Genomic DNA, 21,414 nt, shown 5'->3' with positions numbered 1-21,414 from the left:
CGGGCAAACGTCAATATACGATCATTCACGCAACAGCCATGCAACAGGCTGCCGCGCGTGCAAAAAAAGGTGCATCCCGGAGGATGCACCTAAAGGCTGTGCCTAAACATCAGCATTGTGGGGAGACGATTACCCCTTGCCTTTTACACTGCTGATAAAGGTGGAACGAGCGGATTTCGAGCCGAGGCGCTCAGCTTCGTTCATCAATTTCAGGGCTTTGTCGATGTCACCTTGTTTCACCGCCTGCTTAATACCGTTGTTGAAGTAGGTTTCGGTATCGCTGAGCATCGGTTCGCTTTTGGCTGCCGGCGCAGCAGCAGCGGCGGCGGCTGGCGCGGCCACCGGCGCGGCGGTATTGCCGACGGTGACCGGACCCGGGCCGGAGGAGCCGAACAGCGGGCCCACCAGCACGCTGGAGGTGCTATTGGTTTTCACTTTCAGCTTCAGCACGCCATCGGTGGTATGTTTAGCGATCGGATCCGGGATATCCGGGGCCGCATTGCCGGCGCCTTTGGCATAGGCTTTCGCCGGATCCAGCAGGGTCGTGGTCTGCTGGAGATCTTTTTCAGTGGTAAACACCAGCACATAGAGTTTTTGCTGGCCCAGCGCCGGGGTCAGGCGCATCACGCCGCCCAGGCGGTCAGCGGTCATGACGCCCGGCTGCTGATAGGTAAAGTAGTTGCTGGGGAAGAACGCCGCTGGCGTCATGTTCTGATCCAGAATCAGCACGTTCGGCGCAAAAATCTGCTTATGTTTGTTCAGTTCGCTGTCGAGCGTCAGGGTCAGCTCACCGATATTGGCCGGTACGCTCCAGGCGGCGACCGGTCCGACGATCCCCGGGACATCCAGGCGTTGACCGCCGGTGGTTAAATCAACGCTCTGCGTCTTTGATTGATCGGCAGGCGTCCAGATCAGCTGCTGCAGCGCGCTGGCTGGAATAGACGGCGCGGCGCTGGTGTTCTGCGGTACAAAGTTAACATCGGCAAGGCTCATCCCCGGCACGCATGCCAACATCCCTGCGGATAAACACAGAGCGACGAGAGTTTTCTTCATTTTCATTCTTCTCACCTTGGATAGCATCGGTTTAGCGGTAGCCAGGCAATAGCGCGCTAACCCTGAATTGTCAGGAGGGGCTGACGCCCCTCCCAGGTTACACCCGTCCTGCGGACGGTATTACCACCACACTTCCATCTGGGCACCGAAGGTAACTTCGCTGTCGTCACCGCGGCTGGAGGTGTACATGCCGCTTCCGCTGCTGTCTTTGGTCTGCAGACCGGAGGCGTTGCTGTAACCCCAGTTTTCATCCCACTTCGCGTAGGTTGCGAAGATACGGATAGCCGGACGAGACCAGACGCTGTTGCCTGCCTGCCACTGTTGAGCCAGAGTAATTTTGTACTGGTTGTTGTTTTCGCTGGTACGCTGGGATTTCACGTTGTCGTAACCGATTTCCAGCTGGGTGCTCATGATCGGCGTCCATTTGTACATCGGACGGACACCCACGGTGTACCAGGTCGAACCGTTTTTGCTGTCCAGGTCCACGTCCTGGTACATTGCCACGTACATCAGGCCCCAGTCATCGTTGAAGTCCATCGCGCCGTGATCCAGAACGCGGATCATGCTGCCGTTGTTATCGATGCTGGTCCCTTGAGAGTGGCCACTGTTCCAGGAGGTCATTGCGTCGGTCGCGTACTGAACGACAAACTTGTTGAAGCCGCCCCAGATGGACTGAGTATGTTCACCGGTCCACATCCAGCCGTCTTTCGACGCGCCGTCTTCCAGGCGGTAGTCATCCTGCGGGTTCGCACGGCCGTAATCGACGCCTAACTCCAGCACGCCGCCCGGGTTGGTTTCCAGGCCCGCCAGACGGATGTCAAAGACGTCGTTGGCCGTTTTCGCTGCATATTTTTTGGTGTCATCGCTGGAGAAGGTATAAGAACCGCCGCTTTCTGAGTTACGGGTAGCGGCCAGAGAGAGCTTACCGAAGCCAAGGTCAACGTTTTCCAGACCTGCACCCGGGCCGGAGATATCCCAGTAGTAGAAGTCGATCATGTGAACGTCATGACGCTGATAGAAGCGTTTACCCGCCCACAGCGTGGAGCCCGGCAGCCAGTCGATCAGGTTTTTACCCTGGATGTTGGCTTCACGGAACGCCGGAGAGGTGCTTTCCCAGTCATCTTCCTGATTCACGGAATAGGCAACGTTAGTATCGAAATAAAAACTCTTATCCCCTTCTTTCCACAGTTCCTGGCCCAGCTTCAGTTCCGCATAGGTTTCACATTCGTTACCAAGACGGTATTTACTTTGAGCACCGGTCGCTTTGAAGCACTGTTGCTCGCCGCCGCTGCCGGTCCAGCCAATGCCGGAACGCGCGTAGCCATGGAAATCGACAGCCAGCGCCTGAGCAGACATTACGCCTGCTGCGACGGCGACCGCCAGAGGAAGTTTGCGCAGAGTAATCATCATTCTATCTCCTGAGATCATTGCTTTTCTTTGAACGCTTCGCCGGTGTGCCGCCTGCCGGGTTCGCGCCTTTTTTTAATGGGAAGCCTTACACGCCCGGCTCTTTATGCAGCCGACGACAAGCGGTGCCATCCTCACGGAATAAGTGGCAACGTTCTGGCGGCAAACCGATGGCGAATGTGGCTCCCTCTTCTACCAACACCACGTCGTTCTGGCGGTAAACCAGGTTCTGACGGATGGCGGGGATCTGGATATGAATTTGCGTTTCATGACCGAGCTGTTCGACGACCTGAACCTCGCCTTCGAGGGTCACATCGGCGATATCGCTGGGCAGTAAATGCTCCGGGCGGATACCTAAGGACATGTTGGCGCCCACCTGAACGTTGGCGCTGTCCACCGGCAGCCAGACTTGCTGACGGTTCGGCAGTTCTACCTGCACCTGATCGATAGCCGTCGCCGTGACTTTGACCGGCAGGAAGTTCATCTTCGGCGAACCGATAAAGCCAGCAACGAAGCGGTCAGCCGGATAGTGATAGAGCTCCAGCGGTTTCCCGACCTGCGCCACACGGCCGGCGTCCAGAACCACGATCTTGTCGGCGAGGGTCATCGCTTCCACCTGATCGTGGGTGACATAAATCATGGTGCGGGCCAGTCGCTTATGCAGACGGGAGATCTCGATACGCATCTGGACGCGCAGGGCGGCATCCAGGTTAGAGAGCGGTTCATCCAGCAGGAAGACGCTTGGCTCTGCCACCAGCGTACGACCGATCGCCACACGCTGGCGCTGACCACCGGAAAGCGCTTTCGGTTTACGCTCCAGGAGATGCGCCAGCTGTAAGACCTCAGCCACCTGAGTCACACGCTGGTTAATAACCTCTTTTTTCGCGCCGGCCAGCTTGAGGCCGAAAGACATATTTTCGGCAACGGAAAGATGGGGATAAAGCGCATATGACTGGAATACCATGCCGATGCCACGTTCGGCTGGCGGCACGTCGTTCATCCGGGTATCGCCAATAAACAGATCGCCGCTGGTGACGGTTTCCAGTCCGGCAATCATACGCAGCAGGGTGGATTTGCCGCAGCCCGACGGTCCAACAAACACGACGAACTCCCCATCCTGGATCTCGAGATTGATATCTTTAGATACCACCACGTCGCCCCAGGCTTTCGTTACATTTCGCAGCTGTACGCTCGCCATGCCCTTCTCCCTTCGTTACAACCTGTCACTTAAAGACACATTCAAGATGGGTCGACTATGCGGCATTCCTTAGGCTGGCAAATCCTCCACCCCCGGCTTTTTTATGGGGGAGGAGATGGGAGGATGAGAGATTGCCTCTCGCCGCGGGGGATGGCGGACGCAGCGTGATTTCGTGATGGGGACGACAAAATTGGGCACTTTTTTCTGTGCTCCAGGACGCAATACGGCCGTTTTTGCAATGGAGATCACACAACCAGCGGGTGGGGCGTAGACCTGGGGAGGATGGAAAGGGGTTGTTAAAAAAGGAAACTCATCATCGTTAAGCCACCGAAGTGTATCCACGAGTACATCACCAAATAGGACGGGTATATGAAAATCAAAACTGGCGCTCGCATCCTCGCGCTGTCAGCACTGACCACGATGATGTTTTCCGCCTCTGCCCTCGCAAAAATTGAAGAAGGTAAGCTGGTTATCTGGATTAACGGCGACAAAGGCTATAACGGCCTCGCTGAAGTGGGTAAAAAGTTTGAAAAAGACACCGGCATTAAAGTTTCCGTAGAGCATCCGGACAAGCTGGAAGAGAAGTTCCCGCAGGTTGCGGCGACCGGCGACGGCCCGGACATCATCTTCTGGGCGCATGACCGTTTCGGCGGCTACGCACAGTCCGGCCTGCTGGCTGAAATCACCCCGGACAAAGCGTTCCAGGACAAACTCTATCCCTTCACCTGGGATGCCGTGCGCTTTAACGGCAAACTGATCGCCTATCCGGTGGCGGTTGAAGCCCTGTCCCTGATTTATAACAAGGACCTGGTGCCGAACCCACCGAAAACCTGGGAAGAGATCCCGGCGCTGGATAAAGCGCTGAAAGCGAAAGGTAAGAGCGCGCTGATGTTCAACCTGCAGGAACCGTACTTCACCTGGCCGCTGATCGCTGCCGACGGCGGGTACGCCTTCAAGTTTGAAAACGGCAAATATGACGTGAAAAACGTCGGCGTAGACAGCGCAGGCGCGAAAGCGGGTCTCACCTTCCTGGTTGACCTGATCAAGAACAAGCACATGAATGCCGACACGGATTACTCCATCGCGGAAGCCGCCTTCAACAAAGGCGAAACCGCCATGACCATCAACGGTCCGTGGGCGTGGTCTAACATTGATAAGAGCAAGGTTAATTACGGCGTCGCCCTGCTGCCGACCTTTAAAGGCAAACCATCGAAACCGTTCGTTGGCGTGCTGAGCGCCGGTATCAACGCCGCCAGCCCGAACAAAGAGCTGGCGAAAGAGTTCCTCGAAAACTACCTGATGACCGATCAGGGTCTGGAAGCGGTTAACAACGACAAACCGCTGGGTGCTGTCGCGCTGAAATCCTTCCAGGAGAAACTGGAAAAAGATCCGCGCATCGCCGCCACCATGGCGAACGCCCAGAATGGCGAAATCATGCCTAACATCCCGCAGATGTCTGCCTTCTGGTATGCCGTTCGTACCGCGGTAATCAACGCCGCCAGCGGTCGCCAGACGGTCGATGCTGCACTGAAGGATGCACAGAGCCGTATCACCAAGTAAGAAAACGGCGGGTGGCGCTTGCGCTTACCCGCCCTACCACTACGGCTCGGACCGTAGGTCAGGTAAGCGAAGCGCCGCCTGACAAATAAGTTTTCACCGCTGTAGAGGATGATCCCCATGGATGCCGTTAAAAAGAAACACTGGTGGCAAAGTCCGCAACTCACATGGTCTGTGATTGGCTTACTGTGCCTGCTGGTGGGTTACCTTGTTGTTTTGATGTACGCCCAGGGGGAGTACCTGTTCGCCATCATGACGCTGATTTTAAGCTCAGTTGGCCTGTATATTTTCGCTAATCGCAAGGCTTATGCCTGGCGCTATGTCTATCCCGGCCTCGCCGGCATGGGTCTGTTCGTCCTGTTTCCGCTGATCTGTACCATTGCCATCGCCTTCACTAACTACAGCAGCACCAACCAGCTGACCTTTGAACGTGCGCAGCAGGTGCTGATGGATCGCTCTTTCCAGGCTGGCAAAGCCTATAACTTCACGCTGATCCCGGCGGGGGACGAGTGGAAACTGGCTCTGACCGACGGCGAGAGCGGTAAAAACTACCTTTCCGACGCTTTTAAGTTCGGCGGTGAGCAGAAGCTGGCGTTAAAAGAAACCGATGCCCTGCCGGAAGGCGAGCGCGTCAGCCTGCGCGTCATTACCCAGAACCGCACCGCGCTGAACCAACTGACCGCGGTGCTGCCGGATGACAGCAAAGTGATCATGAGCTCGCTGCGTCAGTTCTCCGGCACTCAACCGCTGTATACGCTTAGCGAAGATGGGGTGCTGACCAACAATCAGACCCACGTCAAATACCGCCCGAACAATGACGTAGGCTTCTACCAGGCGATTAACGCCGACGGCAGCTGGGGCACTGAAAAGCTGAGCCCGGGCTACACCGTGACGATCGGCTGGGATAACTTCACTCGCGTCTTCCAGGACGAAGGGATCCAGAAACCGTTCTTCGCTATTTTCGTCTGGACCGTGGTGTTCTCGGTGCTGACGGTGATTTTGACCGTGGCCGTGGGAATGGTGCTGGCTTGTCTGGTGCAGTGGGAAGCGCTGAAAGGCAAAGCAATTTACCGCGTCCTGTTGATTCTGCCGTATGCCGTACCGTCGTTTATTTCGATTCTGATTTTCAAAGGGCTGTTCAACCAGAGCTTTGGTGAAATCAATATGATGCTCAGCGCGCTGTTCGGCATTAAGCCGGCCTGGTTTAGCGACCCGACCACCGCGCGCACCATGATCATCATCGTCAATACCTGGCTGGGCTATCCGTACATGATGATCCTGTGCATGGGGTTGCTGAAGGCGATTCCGGACGATCTGTACGAAGCGTCGGCGATGGATGGCGCCGGTCCGTTCCAGAACTTCTTTAAAATTACGCTGCCGCTGCTGATCAAACCGCTGACACCGCTGATGATCGCCAGCTTCGCCTTTAACTTTAACAACTTTGTGCTGATTCAGCTGTTGACCAACGGTGGCCCGGACCGTCTCGGCACCACCACCCCGGCCGGTTATACCGACCTGCTGGTGAGCTACACCTATCGCATCGCCTTTGAAGGCGGCGGCGGTCAGGACTTCGGCCTGGCGGCGGCTATCGCAACGCTTATCTTCCTGCTGGTTGGCGCGTTAGCGATTGTGAATCTGAAAGCCACACGCATGAAGTTTGATTAATTGGAATTACCAGGCGTTATTGGCGCGGACAGTTTGGACTCGGCCAGCGCGGAAGAACCGGAGCGTACACATAGTACGTGAGGATTCTGAGCACTGCCCGAGTTCAAAATGGCAAGCAAAATAGCCTGGAGCGAAGTCAAGGGGAGTAAAATTACAATGGCTATGGTCCAACCCAAATCGCAGAAGCTACGTTTATTTACCACGCATCTCCTGCTACTGATTTTTATCGCGGCGATTATGTTTCCGCTGCTGATGGTTATCGCCATCTCGCTGCGCGAGGGTAACTTCGCCACCGGCAGCCTGATCCCGGATACCATCTCCTGGGAACACTGGCGTCTGGCGTTAGGCTTCAGCGTCGAACACGCCGATGGCCGCGTCACGCCGCCGCCGTTCCCGGTCCTGCTGTGGCTGTGGAACTCGATTAAGGTCGCCGGGATCACCGCGATCGGTATCGTCGCCCTCTCCACCACCTGCGCCTACGCTTTTGCCCGTATGCGCTTCCCGGGGAAAGCGACGCTGCTGAAAGGGATGCTGATTTTCCAGATGTTCCCGGCGGTGCTGTCGCTGGTGGCTCTGTATGCGTTGTTTGATCGCCTGGGCCAGTACATCCCGTTCGTCGGCCTCAACACCCACGGCGGCGTGATCTTCGCTTATATGGGCGGTATCGCGCTGCACGTCTGGACGATTAAAGGCTACTTCGAAACCATCGATGGTTCGCTGGAAGAAGCGGCGGCGCTGGATGGAGCGACCCCATGGCAGGCTTTCCGCCTCGTGCTACTGCCGCTGTCGGTGCCGATTCTGGCGGTGGTGTTTATTCTGTCGTTCATCGCGGCCATCACCGAAGTGCCCGTCGCCTCGCTGCTGCTGCGCGATGTGAACAGCTATACCCTGGCGGTAGGTATGCAACAGTATCTCAACCCGCAGAACTATCTGTGGGGCGACTTCGCCGCTGCGGCGGTGCTCTCCGCCATCCCGATCACGGTCGTCTTCCTGCTGGCGCAGCGCTGGCTGGTTAACGGCCTGACGGCGGGTGGGGTGAAAGGTTAAGTTTTTTTTGTAACACCGGCCCCAAATTTCAGATGAGGGCCGACGGTCTAGCCGCAATACACGACCCCAACCGGGTATTGTCGCCGTCGCCCTCAGCTGAAAAAGTAAGGCCAATGCCACTGCTATCCTCAACTGGACCCTACATAAATTTTATTTGTGACTGTTGGTCAGCGGCCCTGGAGGCCGCTTTTTTTTATTCGCGTTTCAGGCGATTGGAGTTACACAGCCAGAGCGTAATCACCAGGATCAGGATCGCAGCAGAGTAAATCAGCACCGCCATCGGCGACTCATGATCGATGATAATCAGGCGCACAATCGCGGTGATGCCGATATAGACGAAATAGCGCAGCGGGAAGTGGAACCCCGACTGAAAATACTTGACGATCAGCGCGATAAACTCGAAGTAGAGGAAGTAGACCACCAGACCTTCCACCAGCCGGTACTTACTGGTCGGCTCCGGGGTAAAGAGGACATCGGCCAGATGCAGCGTCTCTTTCCCGAGGAAGACGATCAAAATAATCCCCAGGCACAGCAGCCCAAGATTCAAAACCGTTTGCATCGCGGTGGCGATAAAATTCACCAGCGGACGATAAACCGACGACATAAATACCCCTCATCATTATGCTTCTTTGAGACCTGTATAACGCAAAAATGTGATCCAGATCGACATTATTCGCTAACTTTTTGCCACCACCGGCGAAGATGTAACAATCACAGCCCAGACGGACGGGTTAAAAAGGAAACAACCATGCTGAAGATTCGTACCGCACGCGCAGAGGATGCGGCTTTACTCAATGAAATGGGCAATGCCAGCTATCGCCAGCACTTTGCTCACCTCTGGCATAACGCCGACGAGTTGGCGTACTACCTGCAACAAGAGTATTCCCTGGCCTCGCTGCAACGCAGCCTGACCGATTCCCAGTGCTGTTGGTTGATTGCTGAAGCCCCCCACCCTGTCGGCTTTGCGAAATACGCCTGTCGTCAGGCGATAAGTCCTGAAGGTCCGTCCGGTACGCTGTTGCATAAGCTCTATCTGCTGCCTGACACAACGGGCCGACGCTACGGCGAGCAGATATTTCGCGCCGTCGAGGCGAGAGCAAAAGCGGCCGGTGAACGCTGGCTGTGGCTGGAAGTGCTCGCCGATAACCCCGCTGCGCGCCGTTTTTACGAACGTCAGGGGATGCAGCACGTGAAAGATGTCGCATTTCATTCCGCCAGCCAGCAAAGCACCTTACATATTCTGGCCAAACCGATCTGAGAGGCACTATGCATACCCTTCGGGAAACGGCGATCCGCAACGTCACCAGCGGTGAGAACGTGGTGATCTACCAGCCCGCCAACCTGTACGACTGTGTCCTTGGCGATAACGTCTTCGTCGGGCCGTTCGTTGAGATCCAGGGCAATACCCGCATTGGCGCGAACAGTAAAATTCAGTCCCATACTTTTATCTGCGAGTACGTCACCATTGGCCAGCGCTGCTTTATCGGTCACGGCGTGATGTTTGCCAACGACCTGTTTCGCGACGGCAAACCGAATGCCGACCGCGCCAGCTGGGGGCGAATTGAGATTGGCGATGACGTGTCGATCGGCAGCGGCGCCACGATTCTGGCCGTCAGCATCTGCGATGGGGTGGTGATAGGCGCGGGCAGCGTGGTAACGAAGTCCATTACCGAGAAAGGGGTGTGGGCGGGAAATCCAGCCCGCCTGCTGCGGCGGCTGTAAAAAAATGCCGACCAAAGGGTCGGCATTGCGTCTTAGTTGCGCAAGCGTTATGCGCGCCAGGCTTTATAACGGTTAATCAGGCCGTTAGTTGAGCTGTCGTGGCTGCTAACTTCGCTGCCGTCTTTCAGCTCCGGCAGGATGCGGTTAGCCAGCTGTTTGCCCAGTTCAACGCCCCACTGGTCGAAAGTGAAGATGTTGAGGATCGCGCCCTGGGTGAAGATTTTGTGCTCGTACAGGGCAATCAGCGCCCCCAGGCTGAACGGGGTGATTTCACGCAGCAGGATGGAGTTCGTCGGACGGTTGCCTTCAAACACTTTGAACGGCACCACGTGCTCCAGGGTCGCCGGATCTTTACCCTGATCGCGATATTCCTGCTCGACCACTTCACGGGATTTACCGAAAGCCAGGGCCTCGGTCTGAGCGAAGAAGTTGGACAGCAGCTTCGGATGATGGTCGGACAGCGGGTTGTGGGTGATAGCCGGGGCGATGAAATCGCACGGTACCATTTTGGTGCCCTGGTGGATCAGCTGGTAGAACGCGTGCTGACCGTTGGTGCCCGGCTCACCCCAGATGATCGGGCCAGTCTGGTAGTCTACCGCGTGGCCGTTACGGTCAACATACTTACCGTTGGACTCCATGTTGCCCTGCTGGAAGTAGGCGGCAAAACGGTGCATGTACTGGTCGTACGGCAGAATCGCTTCGGTTTCTGCTCCGAAGAAGTTGTTGTACCAGATACCGATCAGCGCCAGCAGCACCGGCAGGTTTTTCTCCGCCGGGGTGGTGGAGAAGTGTTTATCCATCGCATGCGCGCCGGACAGCAGCTCAACGAAGTTGTCGAAGCCCACGGAGAGAATGATGGACAGGCCAATCGCTGACCACAGGGAGTAACGGCCGCCAACCCAATCCCAGAATTCGAACATGTTGGCGGTGTCGATACCAAATTCGCCAACCGCTTTACCATTGGTAGAGAGCGCGGCGAAGTGTTTGGCCACGTGCTTGTCGTCGCCCGCGGTCGCCAGGAACCAGTCGCGCGCGCTGTGGGCGTTGGTCATGGTCTCCTGGGTGGTGAAGGTCTTGGACGCCACCAGGAACAGGGTCGTTTCCGGGTTGACGTTCTTCAGCACTTCGGCGATGTGGGTGCCATCGACGTTGGAGACAAAGTGCATGTTGAGGTGGTTTTTGTACGGACGCAGCGCTTCGGTCACCATGAACGGACCGAGGTCGGAACCGCCGATACCAATGTTAACCACGTCGGTGATCGGTTTGCCGGTATAGCCTTTCCAGCTACCGGAGATAATCGCTTCTGAGAAGGTTTTCATCTTCTCCAGCACAGCGTTCACTTCCGGCATCACATCTTTGCCATCAACCACAATCGGCGTATTGCTGCGGTTGCGCAGCGCGACGTGCAGAACCGCGCGGTCTTCGGTACGGTTGATCTTTTCGCCGGAGAACATCGATTTAATGGCGCCTGCCAGATCGGTCTCTTTCGCCAGATCCTGCAGTTTAGCCAGCGTCTCTTCGGTGATGCGGTTTTTGGAGAAGTCCACCAGCATCAGATCGTCGAACGTCGCGGAAAACTTAGAAAAACGGTCGCTATCTTTGGCGAACAGCTCGCTGATAGTGACATCTTTCATTTCGTCGAAGTGTTTCTGTAATGCCTGCCAGGCAGAGGTCTGCGTTGGGTTGATGTTTTTCATTAGCAATACTCTTCTGATTTGAGATTGTGACTTCGGTCGATTGTAGCGCCGGTGACGGAAAATTGTGATGATTTTTGTGACTTGTCCCTGACGCCGGTCAGGAATCGGGTCAAAACGGAGTAAAAAGCCCCATTAGTATAGCTATCATAAGGCTTTTTTCTGTTAGCCGCAGGGGCATGAAAAATCCGCATAACCGCAGCGTTGACATAGCTGGTGTTAAGCCTTTATATATCCGCAGTGCTTACGTATTGGTAGGTATCTATTGCTCGCGCATTTCACGCTACAGCGAAAGGGTATTCGCGGGGGATATAATGTCCCTGTTCCCCCGGCCAGGTGAAAGACGTCGGTAATTGCCAGAAGAGGTGCGTTGCCCAGGTAACCGTATTGGAGGAACCAGTCCGGGGAAAATACGTGAGGGGGAGCAACGCCGAGGTGAAAGAGCGTCTGGTCACGCTCCTCACCGGCCACAGGGGCTGAATCCCCTGGGTTGTCACCAGAAACGTTCGCAGTCGGGCGTTTCATACCCGAACACCTCAGCGCCCAGAGCGGTGAGTCGGGTCTACAAGGTGGAGCACTTCTGGGTGACATCGTAGTTGTTTATCACTCTGCGCCACCCTGTTTATCGCTCTTCCCTTGTGCCATGGCTGAATAATTTGGCCTGGCTTATTAAGACATTTTGTTGCGATCCGGCGGCGTCCAGCCCCTGCCACGATCGGTGTTCAGGAATCGTTTTAATAAGTCAGGCCCCCTGACACGAGGTTGTTATGACAGATCTAGTCGTCGCCAAATTTGGCGGCACCAGCGTTGCCGATTTTGACGCTATGAACCGCAGCATCGATGTGGCGCTGCTCGATGCCAATACCCGTATTGTTGTGCTCTCCGCCTCCGCCGGCGTGACCAACATTCTGGTGGCCTTAGCGGGAGGGCTGGAACCCACCGAACGTTTTTCCCAGCTGGATGCTCTGCGCCAGATCCAGTTCAATATTCTGGAGCGTTTGCGCTATCCCAACGTGATCCGCGAAGAGATTGAGCGCCTGCTGGAAAATATCACCACGCTGGCGGAAGCCGCCGCGCTCGCCTCCTCGACCGCCCTGACCGACGAACTGGTCAGCCATGGCGAACTGATGTCCACCCTGCTGTTTGTAGAAATTCTGCGTGAACGCGGTATTCAGGCGCAGTGGTTTGACGCCCGTAAAGTGCTGCGCACTAACGATCGCTTTGGCCGCGCCGAACCGGACATCGCCGCCGTCGCCGAACTGACCCAGCAGCAGCTGGCGCCGCGCCTGGCGGAAGGCCTGGTGGTGACCCAGGGCTTTATCGGCAGCGAAGCGAAAGGCCGCACCACCACCCTTGGCCGCGGCGGTAGCGATTATACCGCCGCTCTGCTCGGCGAAGCGCTGAATGCCACCCGCGTCGATATCTGGACCGATGTGCCCGGGATCTATACGACCGATCCGCGCGTGGCGCCAGCGGCGAAACGCATCGACGTCATCGCCTTTGAAGAGGCAGCGGAAATGGCCACCTTTGGCGCCAAAGTGCTGCACCCGGCGACCCTGCTGCCCGCTGTGCGCAGCGATATCCCGGTGTTTGTCGGCTCCAGTAAAGAGCCTAAAGCGGGCGGTACGCTGGTGTGTAAAACCACCGAGAACCCGCCGCTGTTCCGCGCGCTGGCGCTGCGTCGCCGCCAGACGCTGCTGACGCTGCACAGCCTGAATATGCTGCACTCCCGCGGCTTCCTCGCCGAGGTATTCGGCATTCTGGCGCGCCATAACATCTCCGTCGATTTGATCACCACCTCCGAAGTGAGCGTGGCCCTGACCATGGATACCACCGGCTCAACCTCTGCAGGCGATACCCTGCTGACCCAGGCGCTGCTGACTGAACTCTCCTCGCTGTGCCGCGTGGAAGTGGAGGAAGACCTGGCGCTGGTGGCCCTGATTGGCAATGAGCTGTCGAAAGCCTGCGGCGTCGGCAAAGAGGTCTTTGGCGTCCTCGAGCCGTTTAATATCCGCATGATCTGCTATGGCGCCTCCAGCCATAACCTCTGCTTCCTGGTGCCTGGCGCCGATGCGGAGAAGGTGGTGCAGAAGCTGCATCACAATTTGTTTGAATAAAATTTCTTAGCACGATAAACAATACCTATAGCCGGGCTCGAACCCGGCTTTTTTATAACAACATCAACACAACCAGCGGACCTGCTCGCCGTCCCATCGGGATGGCGCGGCCCGGTTCGCGTATCGCAAGGAACACAACATGCTCGCAACTCTGACGCGGCTGTTCCCGTTATGGGCACTGCTGCTCTCCGTTCTGGCCTATTACACTCCCACCACCTTCACCCCAATTGGCCCATGGGTCACCACCCTGCTGATGCTGATCATGTTCGGTATGGGTGTGCATCTGAAGCTGGAGGATTTCAAACGCGTCCTGTCGCGCCCGGCGCCGGTCGCTGCAGGGATCTTTCTCCATTATCTGGTGATGCCGCTCGCCGCCTGGCTGCTGGCGCTGCTGTTTCATATGCCGCCGGAGCTTTCCGCCGGGATGGTGCTGGTCGGCAGCGTCGCCAGCGGGACCGCCTCCAACGTGATGATCTTTCTTGCCAAAGGGGATGTGGCGCTGTCGGTGACCATCTCCTCGGTCTCCACCCTCGTCGGCGTCGTGGCGACACCGCTGCTCACCCGTCTGTACGTCGACGCGCATATTCAGGTCGACGTCATGGGCATGTTGCTCAGCATTCTGCAGATTGTGGTCATCCCCATCGCGCTGGGACTGATTGTCCATCATCTGCTGCCGAAGGTGGTGAAAGCGGTAGAGCCGTTCCTGCCCGCTTTCTCGATGGTATGCATACTGGCGATCATCAGCGCGGTGGTGGCGGGTTCCGCCGCCCATATCGCCTCCGTCGGCCTGGTGGTGATTATCGCGGTGATCCTGCATAACACCATTGGCCTGCTTGGCGGCTACTGGGGCGGACGTCTGTTTGGTTTTGATGAATCCACCTGCCGTACGCTGGCGATCGAGGTGGGGATGCAGAACTCTGGCCTGGCGGCCGCGCTGGGTAAAATTTACTTCGGCCCGCTGGCGGCGCTGCCAGGCGCGCTGTTCTCCGTCTGGCATAACCTGTCCGGTTCGCTGCTGGCCGGGTACTGGTCAGGAAAGCCTATCGCCAAAAAAGCCGACAAGCGCTGAGCGTGATACGTCCGGGCGCAGGCCCGGGCGTGTGCGTTATCCAATCTGCAAACGTACTGGTTTACCTAACTTCATTAACATCATGACTAACGCATCCAGGGTAAACTTACTGGTTTTCTGATTGACCACATCTGAAATACGCGGGCGCGAAATGCTCAACTTCGCGGCAGCATCGGCCTGCTTCAATTGATGTTCATCTATCCACTCAGCGATTTCCTGCATTAACTGTCGTTTAAGCGCCATCAACTGCTCAACTTCTTTTTCCGCTTGTCCCCGAAGCTGCTCTGCGTCAGCATCATCAAAGCCCAGTTCACTGAATATATTGCTCTCTTCAGAGGTCACATGACGAATACCATCCACCCTCTTACGATTCATTTATGACTCCTGTGTTCCTGCTGTATTACCTGCAAACGGTTTCTGACAATCTGTTTTTCGTGTTCGGCGGTACGTCGCGTCTTTTTGTTAAAACAGTGCAGGACATATATCGCCTCTGCAAAACGGGCCAGATAAATTACCCGATATGCACCGGAAAAGTGGCGCAGGCGGATTTCCTCAACGCCCCGCCCCAGTTGAGGCATCGCTTTCCAGTCCGCAGCCTCTAAACCCGACTGTAAACGATAAAGCTGGAATCCGGCATCTCTGCGGACGTCCTCAGGAAACTGGCGCAGATCGTCAAAGGAAGAGCCCATCCAGACGATACGCCTCATTCTCTGTTGCTGATTGAGCATACCACATCCTTGTATAAAATTTTATACATCCCCCGCCCAAAATTTGTCGTCGTTGGCCAGTAGGCGTGCCGTTACCCTAAGCCAGACCCGCGCACTGGTCACCAACGAGGGAAATATTCTGCGAGGCGCTTTCCGGATGCGTTCTATTTTGCGCTGATTGCCGTACACTGGGTGCTCTGGTCTGACTGAGGGCACCACCATGGCACTCCCCCGTATTACACAAAAAGAGATGACCGAGCGCGAACAGCGCGAATTGAAAACGCTGCTTGACCGCGCGCGCATTGCGCATGGCCGCCCGCTGAGCAATGCGGAAACGAACAGCGTGAAAAAGGAATATATCGATAAGCTGATGGCGCAGCGTGAAGCGGAAGCGAAGAAAGCCCGCCAGGTGAAAAAACAGCAGGCTTATAAAACGGATAAGGAAGCGACCTTTTCCTGGTCGGCGAATACGCCGACCCGCGGCAGGCGTTAACGCCCTTTCTTTTTACGTCCCGGCTGGGTGAAACGTTTCCCGTTAGCAGCCGGGCGGCCCTTATCGTTGCTATTTTCCATCTTCACCACCGGGCGCTTGATGCCGGGAGTCGCCGCTTTGGCCTTCGGCCTGGCTTTCGGCTTCGCTTCGGAAGAGGAGTTTTCAATCAGCTTGAACAGGTCGATCAACTCGTCATCGGTTAGATCACGCCATTCCCCCAAGGGGATCCCCGTCAGGCTCACGTTCATAATCCGCGTACGCTCAAGCTTCGTCACTTCATAGCCAAAGTGCTCGCACATACGACGGATCTGGCGATTCAGCCCCTGCACCAGAGTGATGCGGAAAACGAACGGCGCCTCTTTCTTCACTTTACATTTTTTCGTCACCGTCCCGAGAATCGGCACCCCCGCGCCCATCCCGCGAATGAACTCATCGGTCACTGGCTTATCGACCGTCACCAGATACTCTTTTTCATGGTCGTTGCCGGCACGCAGGATCTTGTTCACCAGATCACCGTGGTTGGTGAGGAAGATCAGCCCCTGAGAATCTTTATCCAGACGGCCAATAGGGAAGATACGCTTGCTGTGGTTGACGAAGTCGACAATATTGTCGCGTTCGCCATCTTCGGTGGTGCTCACAATACCGACCGGCTTATTCAGCGCAATCAGCACCAGATCATCCGCTTCACGCGGCTCAATCAACCGTCCGTTCACTTTGACCAGGTCACCAGGCTTCACCTGATCGCCAATGGTGGCGCGCTTGCCATTAATAAAGACGTTGCCTTGTTCAATAAAGCGGTCCGCTTCGCGACGCGAGCAGATGCCGCTTTCGCTGATGTATTTATTTAATCGGGTTGATGAGTCGGGCAGCATAGATTCTCCTGTAAAAGCGAAATATACCCTACCTTGTGGGCGAGAAAAAAGATGTGCCTTTGCGCCCTCCGGCGCAAGGTGTGATCGACTACGCCTTTTTTCACAAAAGTGTCCCGCTCAACGCCTGGCAACTTTGCATGATGAAATATCACAGAATCAGCGATTTAGCGTGCAATGCACAAAGGTGCCAACAACCCGCTATTGATAACGCAAATGTGCAAGATTATTCGCCAGATTAGGGTGATGAAATAAAAGAAAATCGCTTTAAACGGTGGCTCTAATAGGGTTATATCAGATCAACAGCACAAACCCGCGATTTGCACAAATGTGCAGGAGCCTGCAGATGACCATGGAAAACAGCGATGATATCCGGTTGATTGTCAAAATCGCCCAGCTCTATTACGAGCAGGATATGACTCAGGCGCAAATCGCTCGCGAGCTGGGGATCTATCGCACCACCATCAGTCGCCTGCTGAAGCGCGGCCGCGAGCAGGGCATTGTTACCATCGCCATCAACTATGACTACAATGAAAACCTGTGGCTCGAGCAACAGCTCAAGCAAAAATTTGGCCTGAAAGAGGCGGTGGTTGCCAGCAGCGATGGGCTGCTGGAAGAAGAACAGCTGAGTGCGATGGGCCAGCATGGCGCCCTGCTTGTCGATCGGTTGCTGGAGCCAGGCGATATCATCGGTTTTTCATGGGGCCGCGCCGTGCGTTCGCTGGTGGAGAACCTGCCGCAGGCCAGCCAGTCACGCCAGGTGATCTGCGTCCCCATCATCGGTGGACCTTCCGGTAAACTGGAGAGCCGCTACCATGTGAACACCTTAACCTACGGCGCGGCAGCCAGACTGAAAGCGGAATCCCACCTTGCCGATTTTCCAGCCCTGCTGGATAACCCGCTGATCCGCAACGGCATCATGCAGTCCCAGCACTTTAAAACCATCTCATCCTACTGGGACAGCCTGGATGTGGCGCTGGTGGGTATTGGTTCACCGGCCATTCGCGACGGCGCAAACTGGCACGCCTTCTACGGCAGCGAAGAGAGCGACGATCTCAACGCCCGCCACGTCGCCGGGGATATCTGTTCGCGTTTCTACGATATTAACGGCGGGTTAGTCGATACCAATATGAGCGAAAAAACCCTGTCGATCGAAATGGCGAAGCTGCGCCAGGCTCGCTATTCCATCGGCATCGCCATGGGGGAAGAGAAATACTCTGGCATTCTTGGCGCATTGCACGGACGCTATATTAATTGTCTGGTGACAAACAGAGAAACGGCTGAGTTATTACTGAAATAACACACAGGATATGATTTCACGCAGCACCCGCTGCGGGGGATCCCTTTATCTAAAGAAATGGGAGTGAATAATGAATACCTGGTTAAATTTAAAAGATAACGTCATTATCGTGACCGGCGGCGCCTCGGGAATTGGGCTGGCCATTGTCGATGAATTATTATCACAAGGTGCTCATGTCCAGATGATTGATATTCATGGCGGCGATCGTCATCACAATGGCGATAATTATCACTTCTGGCCGGCGGATATTTCCAGCGCGACAGAGGTGCAACAGACTATCGATGCCATTATTCAGCGCTGGTCGCGTATTGATGGTTTGGTCAATAACGCTGGCGTGAATTTCCCGCGTTTATTAGTCGACGAAAAAGCACCGGCCGGCCGCTATGAATTAAACGAAGCCGCTTTTGAAAAAATGGTCAATATCAACCAGAAAGGGGTGTTTTTCATGTCGCAGGCGGTGGCGCGTCAAATGGTCAAACAGCGCGCCGGTGTGATTGTCAATGTCTCTTCGGAGAGCGGCCTGGAAGGCTCTGAAGGTCAAAGCTGCTACGCCGCGACCAAGGCCGCGCTCAACAGCTTTACCCGCTCCTGGTCCAAAGAATTGGGTAAATATGGGATCCGCGTGGTCGGCGTTGCGCCGGGGATCCTCGAAAAAACCGGTCTGCGGACACCGGAATATGAAGAGGCGCTGGCCTGGACGCGCAATATCACCGTCGAGCAACTTCGCGAGGGATATACCAAAAACGCCATTCCCATCGGGCGGGCAGGAAAGCTCTCGGAAGTGGCTGATTTTGTTTGCTATCTCTTGTCAGCGCGCGCCAGCTACATCACCGGAGTCACCACTAACATTGCCGGCGGAAAAACGCGCGGTTAAGGAGGCAGTATGGTTCACGCTATCTTCTGCGCCCACGGCCAGCTGGCCGGGGCCATGCTTGATTCGGTATGCATGGTCTACGGCGAGGTTAACGTCAGCGCCGTCGCGTTTGTCCCCGGCGAAAACGCGGCGGATATCGCCATTAACCTGGAAAAGTTAGTAAGCGCCCACACCGATGAGGAGTGGGTAATCGCGGTAGATTTGCAGTGCGGAAGCCCATGGAATGCCGCAGCTGGGCTGGCAATGCGTCACCCGCAGATCCGGGTGATTAGCGGCCTGTCGCTGCCGCTGGCGCTCGAGCTGGTGGATAACCAGCATACCCTGAGCGCCGATGACTTATGCCAGCATCTGCAGGCCATCGCCAGTCAGTGCTGTGTGGTCTGGCAGCAGCCAGAAACCGTTGAGGAGGAGTTCTGATGCAAATTACCCTCGCCCGTATTGATGACCGACTGATTCATGGCCAGGTCACCACCGTGTGGTCAAAAGTCGCCAACGCCCAGCGGATAATTATCTGCAATGACGATGTATTTAACGATGAGGTTCGCCGGACCCTGTTGCGCCAGGCGGCTCCGCCAGGCATGAAGGTAAACGTTGTCAGTCTGGAAAAAGCGGTTGCGGTCTATCATAACCCGCAATATCAGGACGAGACCGTCTTTTATTTATTTACCAATCCACACGATGTTTTAACGATGGTGCGCCAGGGCGTGCAGATCGCCACGTTAAATATTGGTGGCATGGCCTGGCGACCCGGTAAAAAACAGCTAACCAAAGCCGTTTCTTTGGATCCGCAGGATATTCAGGCATTCCGTGAACTCGATAAACTGGGCGTAAAACTCGATTTACGCGTGGTCGCATCAGATCCGTCAGTCAATATTCTCGACAAAATTAACGAAACAGCTTTCTGCGAATAAAAAATAGCGCCTGTTGTGATATGCCGTAGCAGGCAGGATGACTCACACCTTAAAGGTCAAAAATTATGGAAATTAGTACCCTACAGATAATAGCCATATTTATTTTTTCCTGTATTGCCGGAATGGGCAGCGTGCTGGATGAATTTCAGACCCATCGGCCCCTTATCGCCTGTACCGTGATTGGCCTCATCCTGGGCGATTTAAAAACCGGGGTTATGCTCGGCGGTACGCTGGAGCTGATCGCCCTCGGCTGGATGAACGTGGGGGCAGCGCAGTCGCCAGATTCGGCGCTGGCCAGCATTATCTCCGCCATTCTGGTGATTGTGGGCCACCAGAGCATTGCCACCGGTATCGCCATTGCTCTGCCGGTGGCCGCCGCCGGGCAGGTGCTGACCGTTTTCGCCCGTACCATTACCGTGGTGTTCCAGCACGCCGCGGACAAAGCGGCCGAGGAGGCGCGCTTTCGTACCATCGACCTGCTGCATGTCTCCGCACTGGGGGTGCAGGCACTGCGCGTGGCAATCCCGGCGCTGGTGGTCTCGCTGTTCGTTAGCGCGGACATGGTCAGCAGTATGCTCAGCGCGATCCCGGAATTCGTCACCCGCGGCCTGCAGATTGCCGGTGGTTTCATTGTCGTCGTGGGCTACGCGATGGTGCTGCGAATGATGGGCGTGAAGTACCTGATGCCCTTCTTTTTCCTCGGTTTTCTCGCCGGGGGTTATCTCGACTTCAGCCTGCTGGCCTTCGGCGGCGTGGGCGTCATCATCGCGCTGATCTACATCCAGCTCAATCCACAGTGGCGTAAGGCTGAACCCGCCGTGTCCACCGCCCCCTCTGCCCCCGCCCTTGACCAGCTTGACGACTAACGGAGCCGAAAATGGAACAGAAAAAAATCACGCAAGGCGACCTGGTGAGCATGTTTCTCCGCTCCAACCTCCAGCAGGCCTCCTTTAACTTCGAACGTATTCATGGCCTGGGATTTTGCTACGACATGATCCCGGCGATCAAACGCCTGTATCCGCTCAAAGCCGATCAGGTCGCGGCGCTGAAGCGTCATCTGGTGTTCTTTAATACCACGCCGGCGGTGTGTGGCCCGGTGATCGGCGTCACCGCCGCCATGGAGGAGGCCCGGGCTAACGGCGCGGCCATTGACGATGGCGCTATTAACGGCATCAAGGTGGGTCTGATGGGCCCGCTGGCCGGCGTCGGCGACCCGCTGGTCTGGGGCACGCTGCGGCCGATTACCGCGGCCCTTGGCGCCTCGCTGGCCCTCTCCGGCAACATTCTGGGACCTTTGTTATTTTTCTTTATTTTCAATGCAGTGCGGCTGGCAATGAAGTGGTACGGCCTGCAACTGGGCTTCCGTAAAGGGGTCAATATCGTCAGCGATATGGGCGGTAACCTGCTGCAGAAGCTGACCGAAGGCGCCTCCATTCTCGGCCTGTTTGTCATGGGGGTGCTGGTGACCAAATGGACCACCATCAATGTGCCGCTGGTGGTTTCCCAAACGCCCGGTGCAGACGGCGCCACCGTCACGATGACCGTCCAGAACATCCTCGATCAGCTCTGCCCCGGCCTGCTGGCGCTGGGCCTGACGCTACTGATGGTGCGTCTGCTGAACAAGAAAGTGAATCCGGTCTGGCTGATTTTCGCCCTTTTCGGCTTAGGCATTATCGGCAACGCCCTCGGCTTTCTGTCCTGATTATTCCGCCCCGGCGATGCCGGGGTGAC

General features: G+C 56.0%; 22 protein-coding genes and 1 riboswitch. Of the genes, 14 read left to right on the top strand and 8 right to left on the bottom strand.

The genetic code is table 11. From position 1 onward, the window contains the following. Positions 1–129: 129 nt before the first annotated feature. From malM to malK, 3 genes are all read right to left on the bottom strand, one after another. Positions 130–1,059, bottom strand: coding sequence for a maltose operon protein MalM (malM, locus tag N438_RS24800; RefSeq protein ID WP_008807310.1), 930 nt, complete (start codon positions 1,057–1,059; stop codon positions 130–132). A 114-nt stretch (positions 1,060–1,173) separates the two neighbouring features. Next, positions 1,174–2,463, bottom strand: coding sequence for a maltoporin (locus N438_RS24795; protein ID WP_008807311.1), 1,290 nt, complete (start codon positions 2,461–2,463; stop codon positions 1,174–1,176). 85 nt (positions 2,464–2,548) lie between these two features. Next, entirely contained in the window at positions 2,549–3,658 is a 1,110-nt protein-coding gene (malK, locus tag N438_RS24790) for a maltose/maltodextrin ABC transporter ATP-binding protein MalK (RefSeq protein WP_008807312.1), read from the bottom strand. 369 nt (positions 3,659–4,027) lie between these two features. On the opposite strand from malK, the gene malE reads away from it, so the two are divergent. From malE to malG, 3 genes are all read left to right on the top strand, one after another. Next, positions 4,028–5,218, top strand: a complete 1,191-nt coding sequence (gene malE, locus N438_RS24780; RefSeq protein ID WP_008807313.1) for a maltose/maltodextrin ABC transporter substrate-binding protein MalE — start codon at positions 4,028–4,030, stop codon at positions 5,216–5,218. A 117-nt stretch (positions 5,219–5,335) separates the two neighbouring features. Further along, the gene (gene malF / locus N438_RS24775) at positions 5,336–6,880 is read left to right on the top strand and encodes a maltose ABC transporter permease MalF (RefSeq protein WP_008807314.1); all 1,545 of its coding nucleotides are present in this window, start codon (positions 5,336–5,338) and stop codon (positions 6,878–6,880) included. A gap of 156 nt (positions 6,881–7,036) precedes the next feature. Continuing rightward, complete coding sequence (gene malG, locus N438_RS24765) at positions 7,037–7,927, top strand: maltose ABC transporter permease MalG (RefSeq protein ID WP_002884725.1); 891 nt, start codon at positions 7,037–7,039, stop codon at positions 7,925–7,927. Positions 7,928–8,120: 193 nt separating this feature from the next. On the opposite strand, the gene psiE is transcribed toward malG, so the two are convergent. Continuing rightward, the gene (psiE, locus tag N438_RS24760; RefSeq protein WP_004206282.1) at positions 8,121–8,531 is read right to left on the bottom strand and encodes a phosphate-starvation-inducible protein PsiE; all 411 of its coding nucleotides are present in this window, start codon (positions 8,529–8,531) and stop codon (positions 8,121–8,123) included. Between the two features lie 144 nt (positions 8,532–8,675). Between psiE and N438_RS24755 the strand changes: the two genes are divergently transcribed. Both N438_RS24755 and N438_RS24750 read left to right on the top strand, forming a co-directional pair. Further along, positions 8,676–9,185 (top strand): GNAT family N-acetyltransferase, encoded by a 510-nt coding sequence (locus N438_RS24755; RefSeq protein ID WP_064142940.1) that lies wholly within the window; start codon positions 8,676–8,678, stop codon positions 9,183–9,185. 8 nt (positions 9,186–9,193) lie between these two features. Continuing rightward, positions 9,194–9,649, top strand: coding sequence for an acyltransferase (locus N438_RS24750; RefSeq protein WP_032701144.1), 456 nt, complete (start codon positions 9,194–9,196; stop codon positions 9,647–9,649). A 47-nt stretch (positions 9,650–9,696) separates the two neighbouring features. Here N438_RS24750 and pgi read toward each other — a convergent pair whose 3' ends face one another. Beyond that, complete coding sequence (pgi, locus tag N438_RS24745) at positions 9,697–11,346, bottom strand: glucose-6-phosphate isomerase (protein WP_064142939.1); 1,650 nt, start codon at positions 11,344–11,346, stop codon at positions 9,697–9,699. Between the two features lie 349 nt (positions 11,347–11,695). Further along, a riboswitch (Lysine riboswitch) is annotated at positions 11,696–11,931 on the top strand. A gap of 179 nt (positions 11,932–12,110) precedes the next feature. On the opposite strand from pgi, the gene lysC reads away from it, so the two are divergent. Beyond that, the gene (gene lysC, locus N438_RS24735; RefSeq protein ID WP_008807318.1) at positions 12,111–13,460 is read left to right on the top strand and encodes a lysine-sensitive aspartokinase 3; all 1,350 of its coding nucleotides are present in this window, start codon (positions 12,111–12,113) and stop codon (positions 13,458–13,460) included. 139 nt (positions 13,461–13,599) lie between these two features. Further along, complete coding sequence (gene panS, locus N438_RS24730; protein WP_002884627.1) at positions 13,600–14,529, top strand: ketopantoate/pantoate/pantothenate transporter PanS; 930 nt, start codon at positions 13,600–13,602, stop codon at positions 14,527–14,529. A 36-nt stretch (positions 14,530–14,565) separates the two neighbouring features. On the opposite strand, the gene N438_RS24725 is transcribed toward panS, so the two are convergent. Continuing rightward, positions 14,566–14,904, bottom strand: a complete 339-nt coding sequence (locus N438_RS24725) for an XRE family transcriptional regulator (RefSeq protein WP_008807319.1) — start codon at positions 14,902–14,904, stop codon at positions 14,566–14,568. Beyond that, positions 14,901–15,257 carry a type II toxin-antitoxin system RelE/ParE family toxin gene (locus tag N438_RS24720; RefSeq protein WP_016160099.1) on the bottom strand — a complete coding sequence of 119 codons (357 nt, stop codon included), beginning with the start codon at positions 15,255–15,257 and terminating at the stop codon, positions 14,901–14,903. The genes N438_RS24725 and N438_RS24720 overlap by 4 nt, the downstream gene beginning before the upstream one ends. Before the next feature lie 199 nt (positions 15,258–15,456). Between N438_RS24720 and N438_RS24715 the strand changes: the two genes are divergently transcribed. Beyond that, a complete protein-coding gene (locus N438_RS24715) occupies positions 15,457–15,729 on the top strand; it encodes a DUF3811 domain-containing protein (RefSeq protein WP_004177859.1) in 273 nt (90 codons plus the stop codon). On the opposite strand, the gene rluF is transcribed toward N438_RS24715, so the two are convergent. After that, positions 15,726–16,601, bottom strand: a complete 876-nt coding sequence (gene rluF, locus N438_RS24710) for a 23S rRNA pseudouridine(2604) synthase RluF (protein WP_008807321.1) — start codon at positions 16,599–16,601, stop codon at positions 15,726–15,728. The two genes, N438_RS24715 and rluF, sit on opposite strands and share 4 nt — an antisense overlap. A 349-nt stretch (positions 16,602–16,950) precedes the next feature. Here rluF and N438_RS24705 point away from each other — a divergent pair, with 349 nt between their 5' ends. The 6 genes from N438_RS24705 to N438_RS24680 all read left to right on the top strand — a co-directional run bounded on the left by N438_RS24705 (position 16,951) and on the right by N438_RS24680 (position 21,385). Then, positions 16,951–17,898, top strand: a complete 948-nt coding sequence (locus N438_RS24705) for a sugar-binding transcriptional regulator (RefSeq protein ID WP_002884616.1) — start codon at positions 16,951–16,953, stop codon at positions 17,896–17,898. 70 nt (positions 17,899–17,968) lie between these two features. Continuing rightward, positions 17,969–18,772, top strand: coding sequence for an SDR family oxidoreductase (locus N438_RS24700; protein WP_038421993.1), 804 nt, complete (start codon positions 17,969–17,971; stop codon positions 18,770–18,772). Between the two features lie 9 nt (positions 18,773–18,781). Beyond that, a complete protein-coding gene (locus tag N438_RS24695) occupies positions 18,782–19,189 on the top strand; it encodes a PTS sugar transporter subunit IIA (RefSeq protein WP_002884611.1) in 408 nt (135 codons plus the stop codon). Next, on the top strand, positions 19,189–19,683 hold the full coding sequence (locus N438_RS24690; protein WP_004151751.1) for a mannose/fructose/sorbose PTS transporter subunit IIB: 495 nt from the start codon (positions 19,189–19,191) through the stop codon (positions 19,681–19,683). Before N438_RS24695 ends, N438_RS24690 begins: the two co-directional genes overlap by 1 nt. 65 nt (positions 19,684–19,748) lie before the next feature. Continuing rightward, positions 19,749–20,549 (top strand): PTS mannose/fructose/sorbose transporter subunit IIC, encoded by an 801-nt coding sequence (locus tag N438_RS24685; RefSeq protein WP_064171755.1) that lies wholly within the window; start codon positions 19,749–19,751, stop codon positions 20,547–20,549. Positions 20,550–20,560: 11 nt separating this feature from the next. Further along, a complete protein-coding gene (locus N438_RS24680; protein WP_002884590.1) occupies positions 20,561–21,385 on the top strand; it encodes a PTS system mannose/fructose/sorbose family transporter subunit IID in 825 nt (274 codons plus the stop codon). Positions 21,386–21,414: the final 29 nt, after the last annotated feature.

The organism is Klebsiella sp. GL120222-02 (assembly GCF_003097195.1).
Lineage (GTDB): Bacteria > Pseudomonadota > Gammaproteobacteria > Enterobacterales > Enterobacteriaceae > Klebsiella > Klebsiella variicola.
The sequence above is the reverse complement of the archived record's forward strand: the minus strand, read 5'-3'. Positions and strand labels throughout refer to the sequence as shown.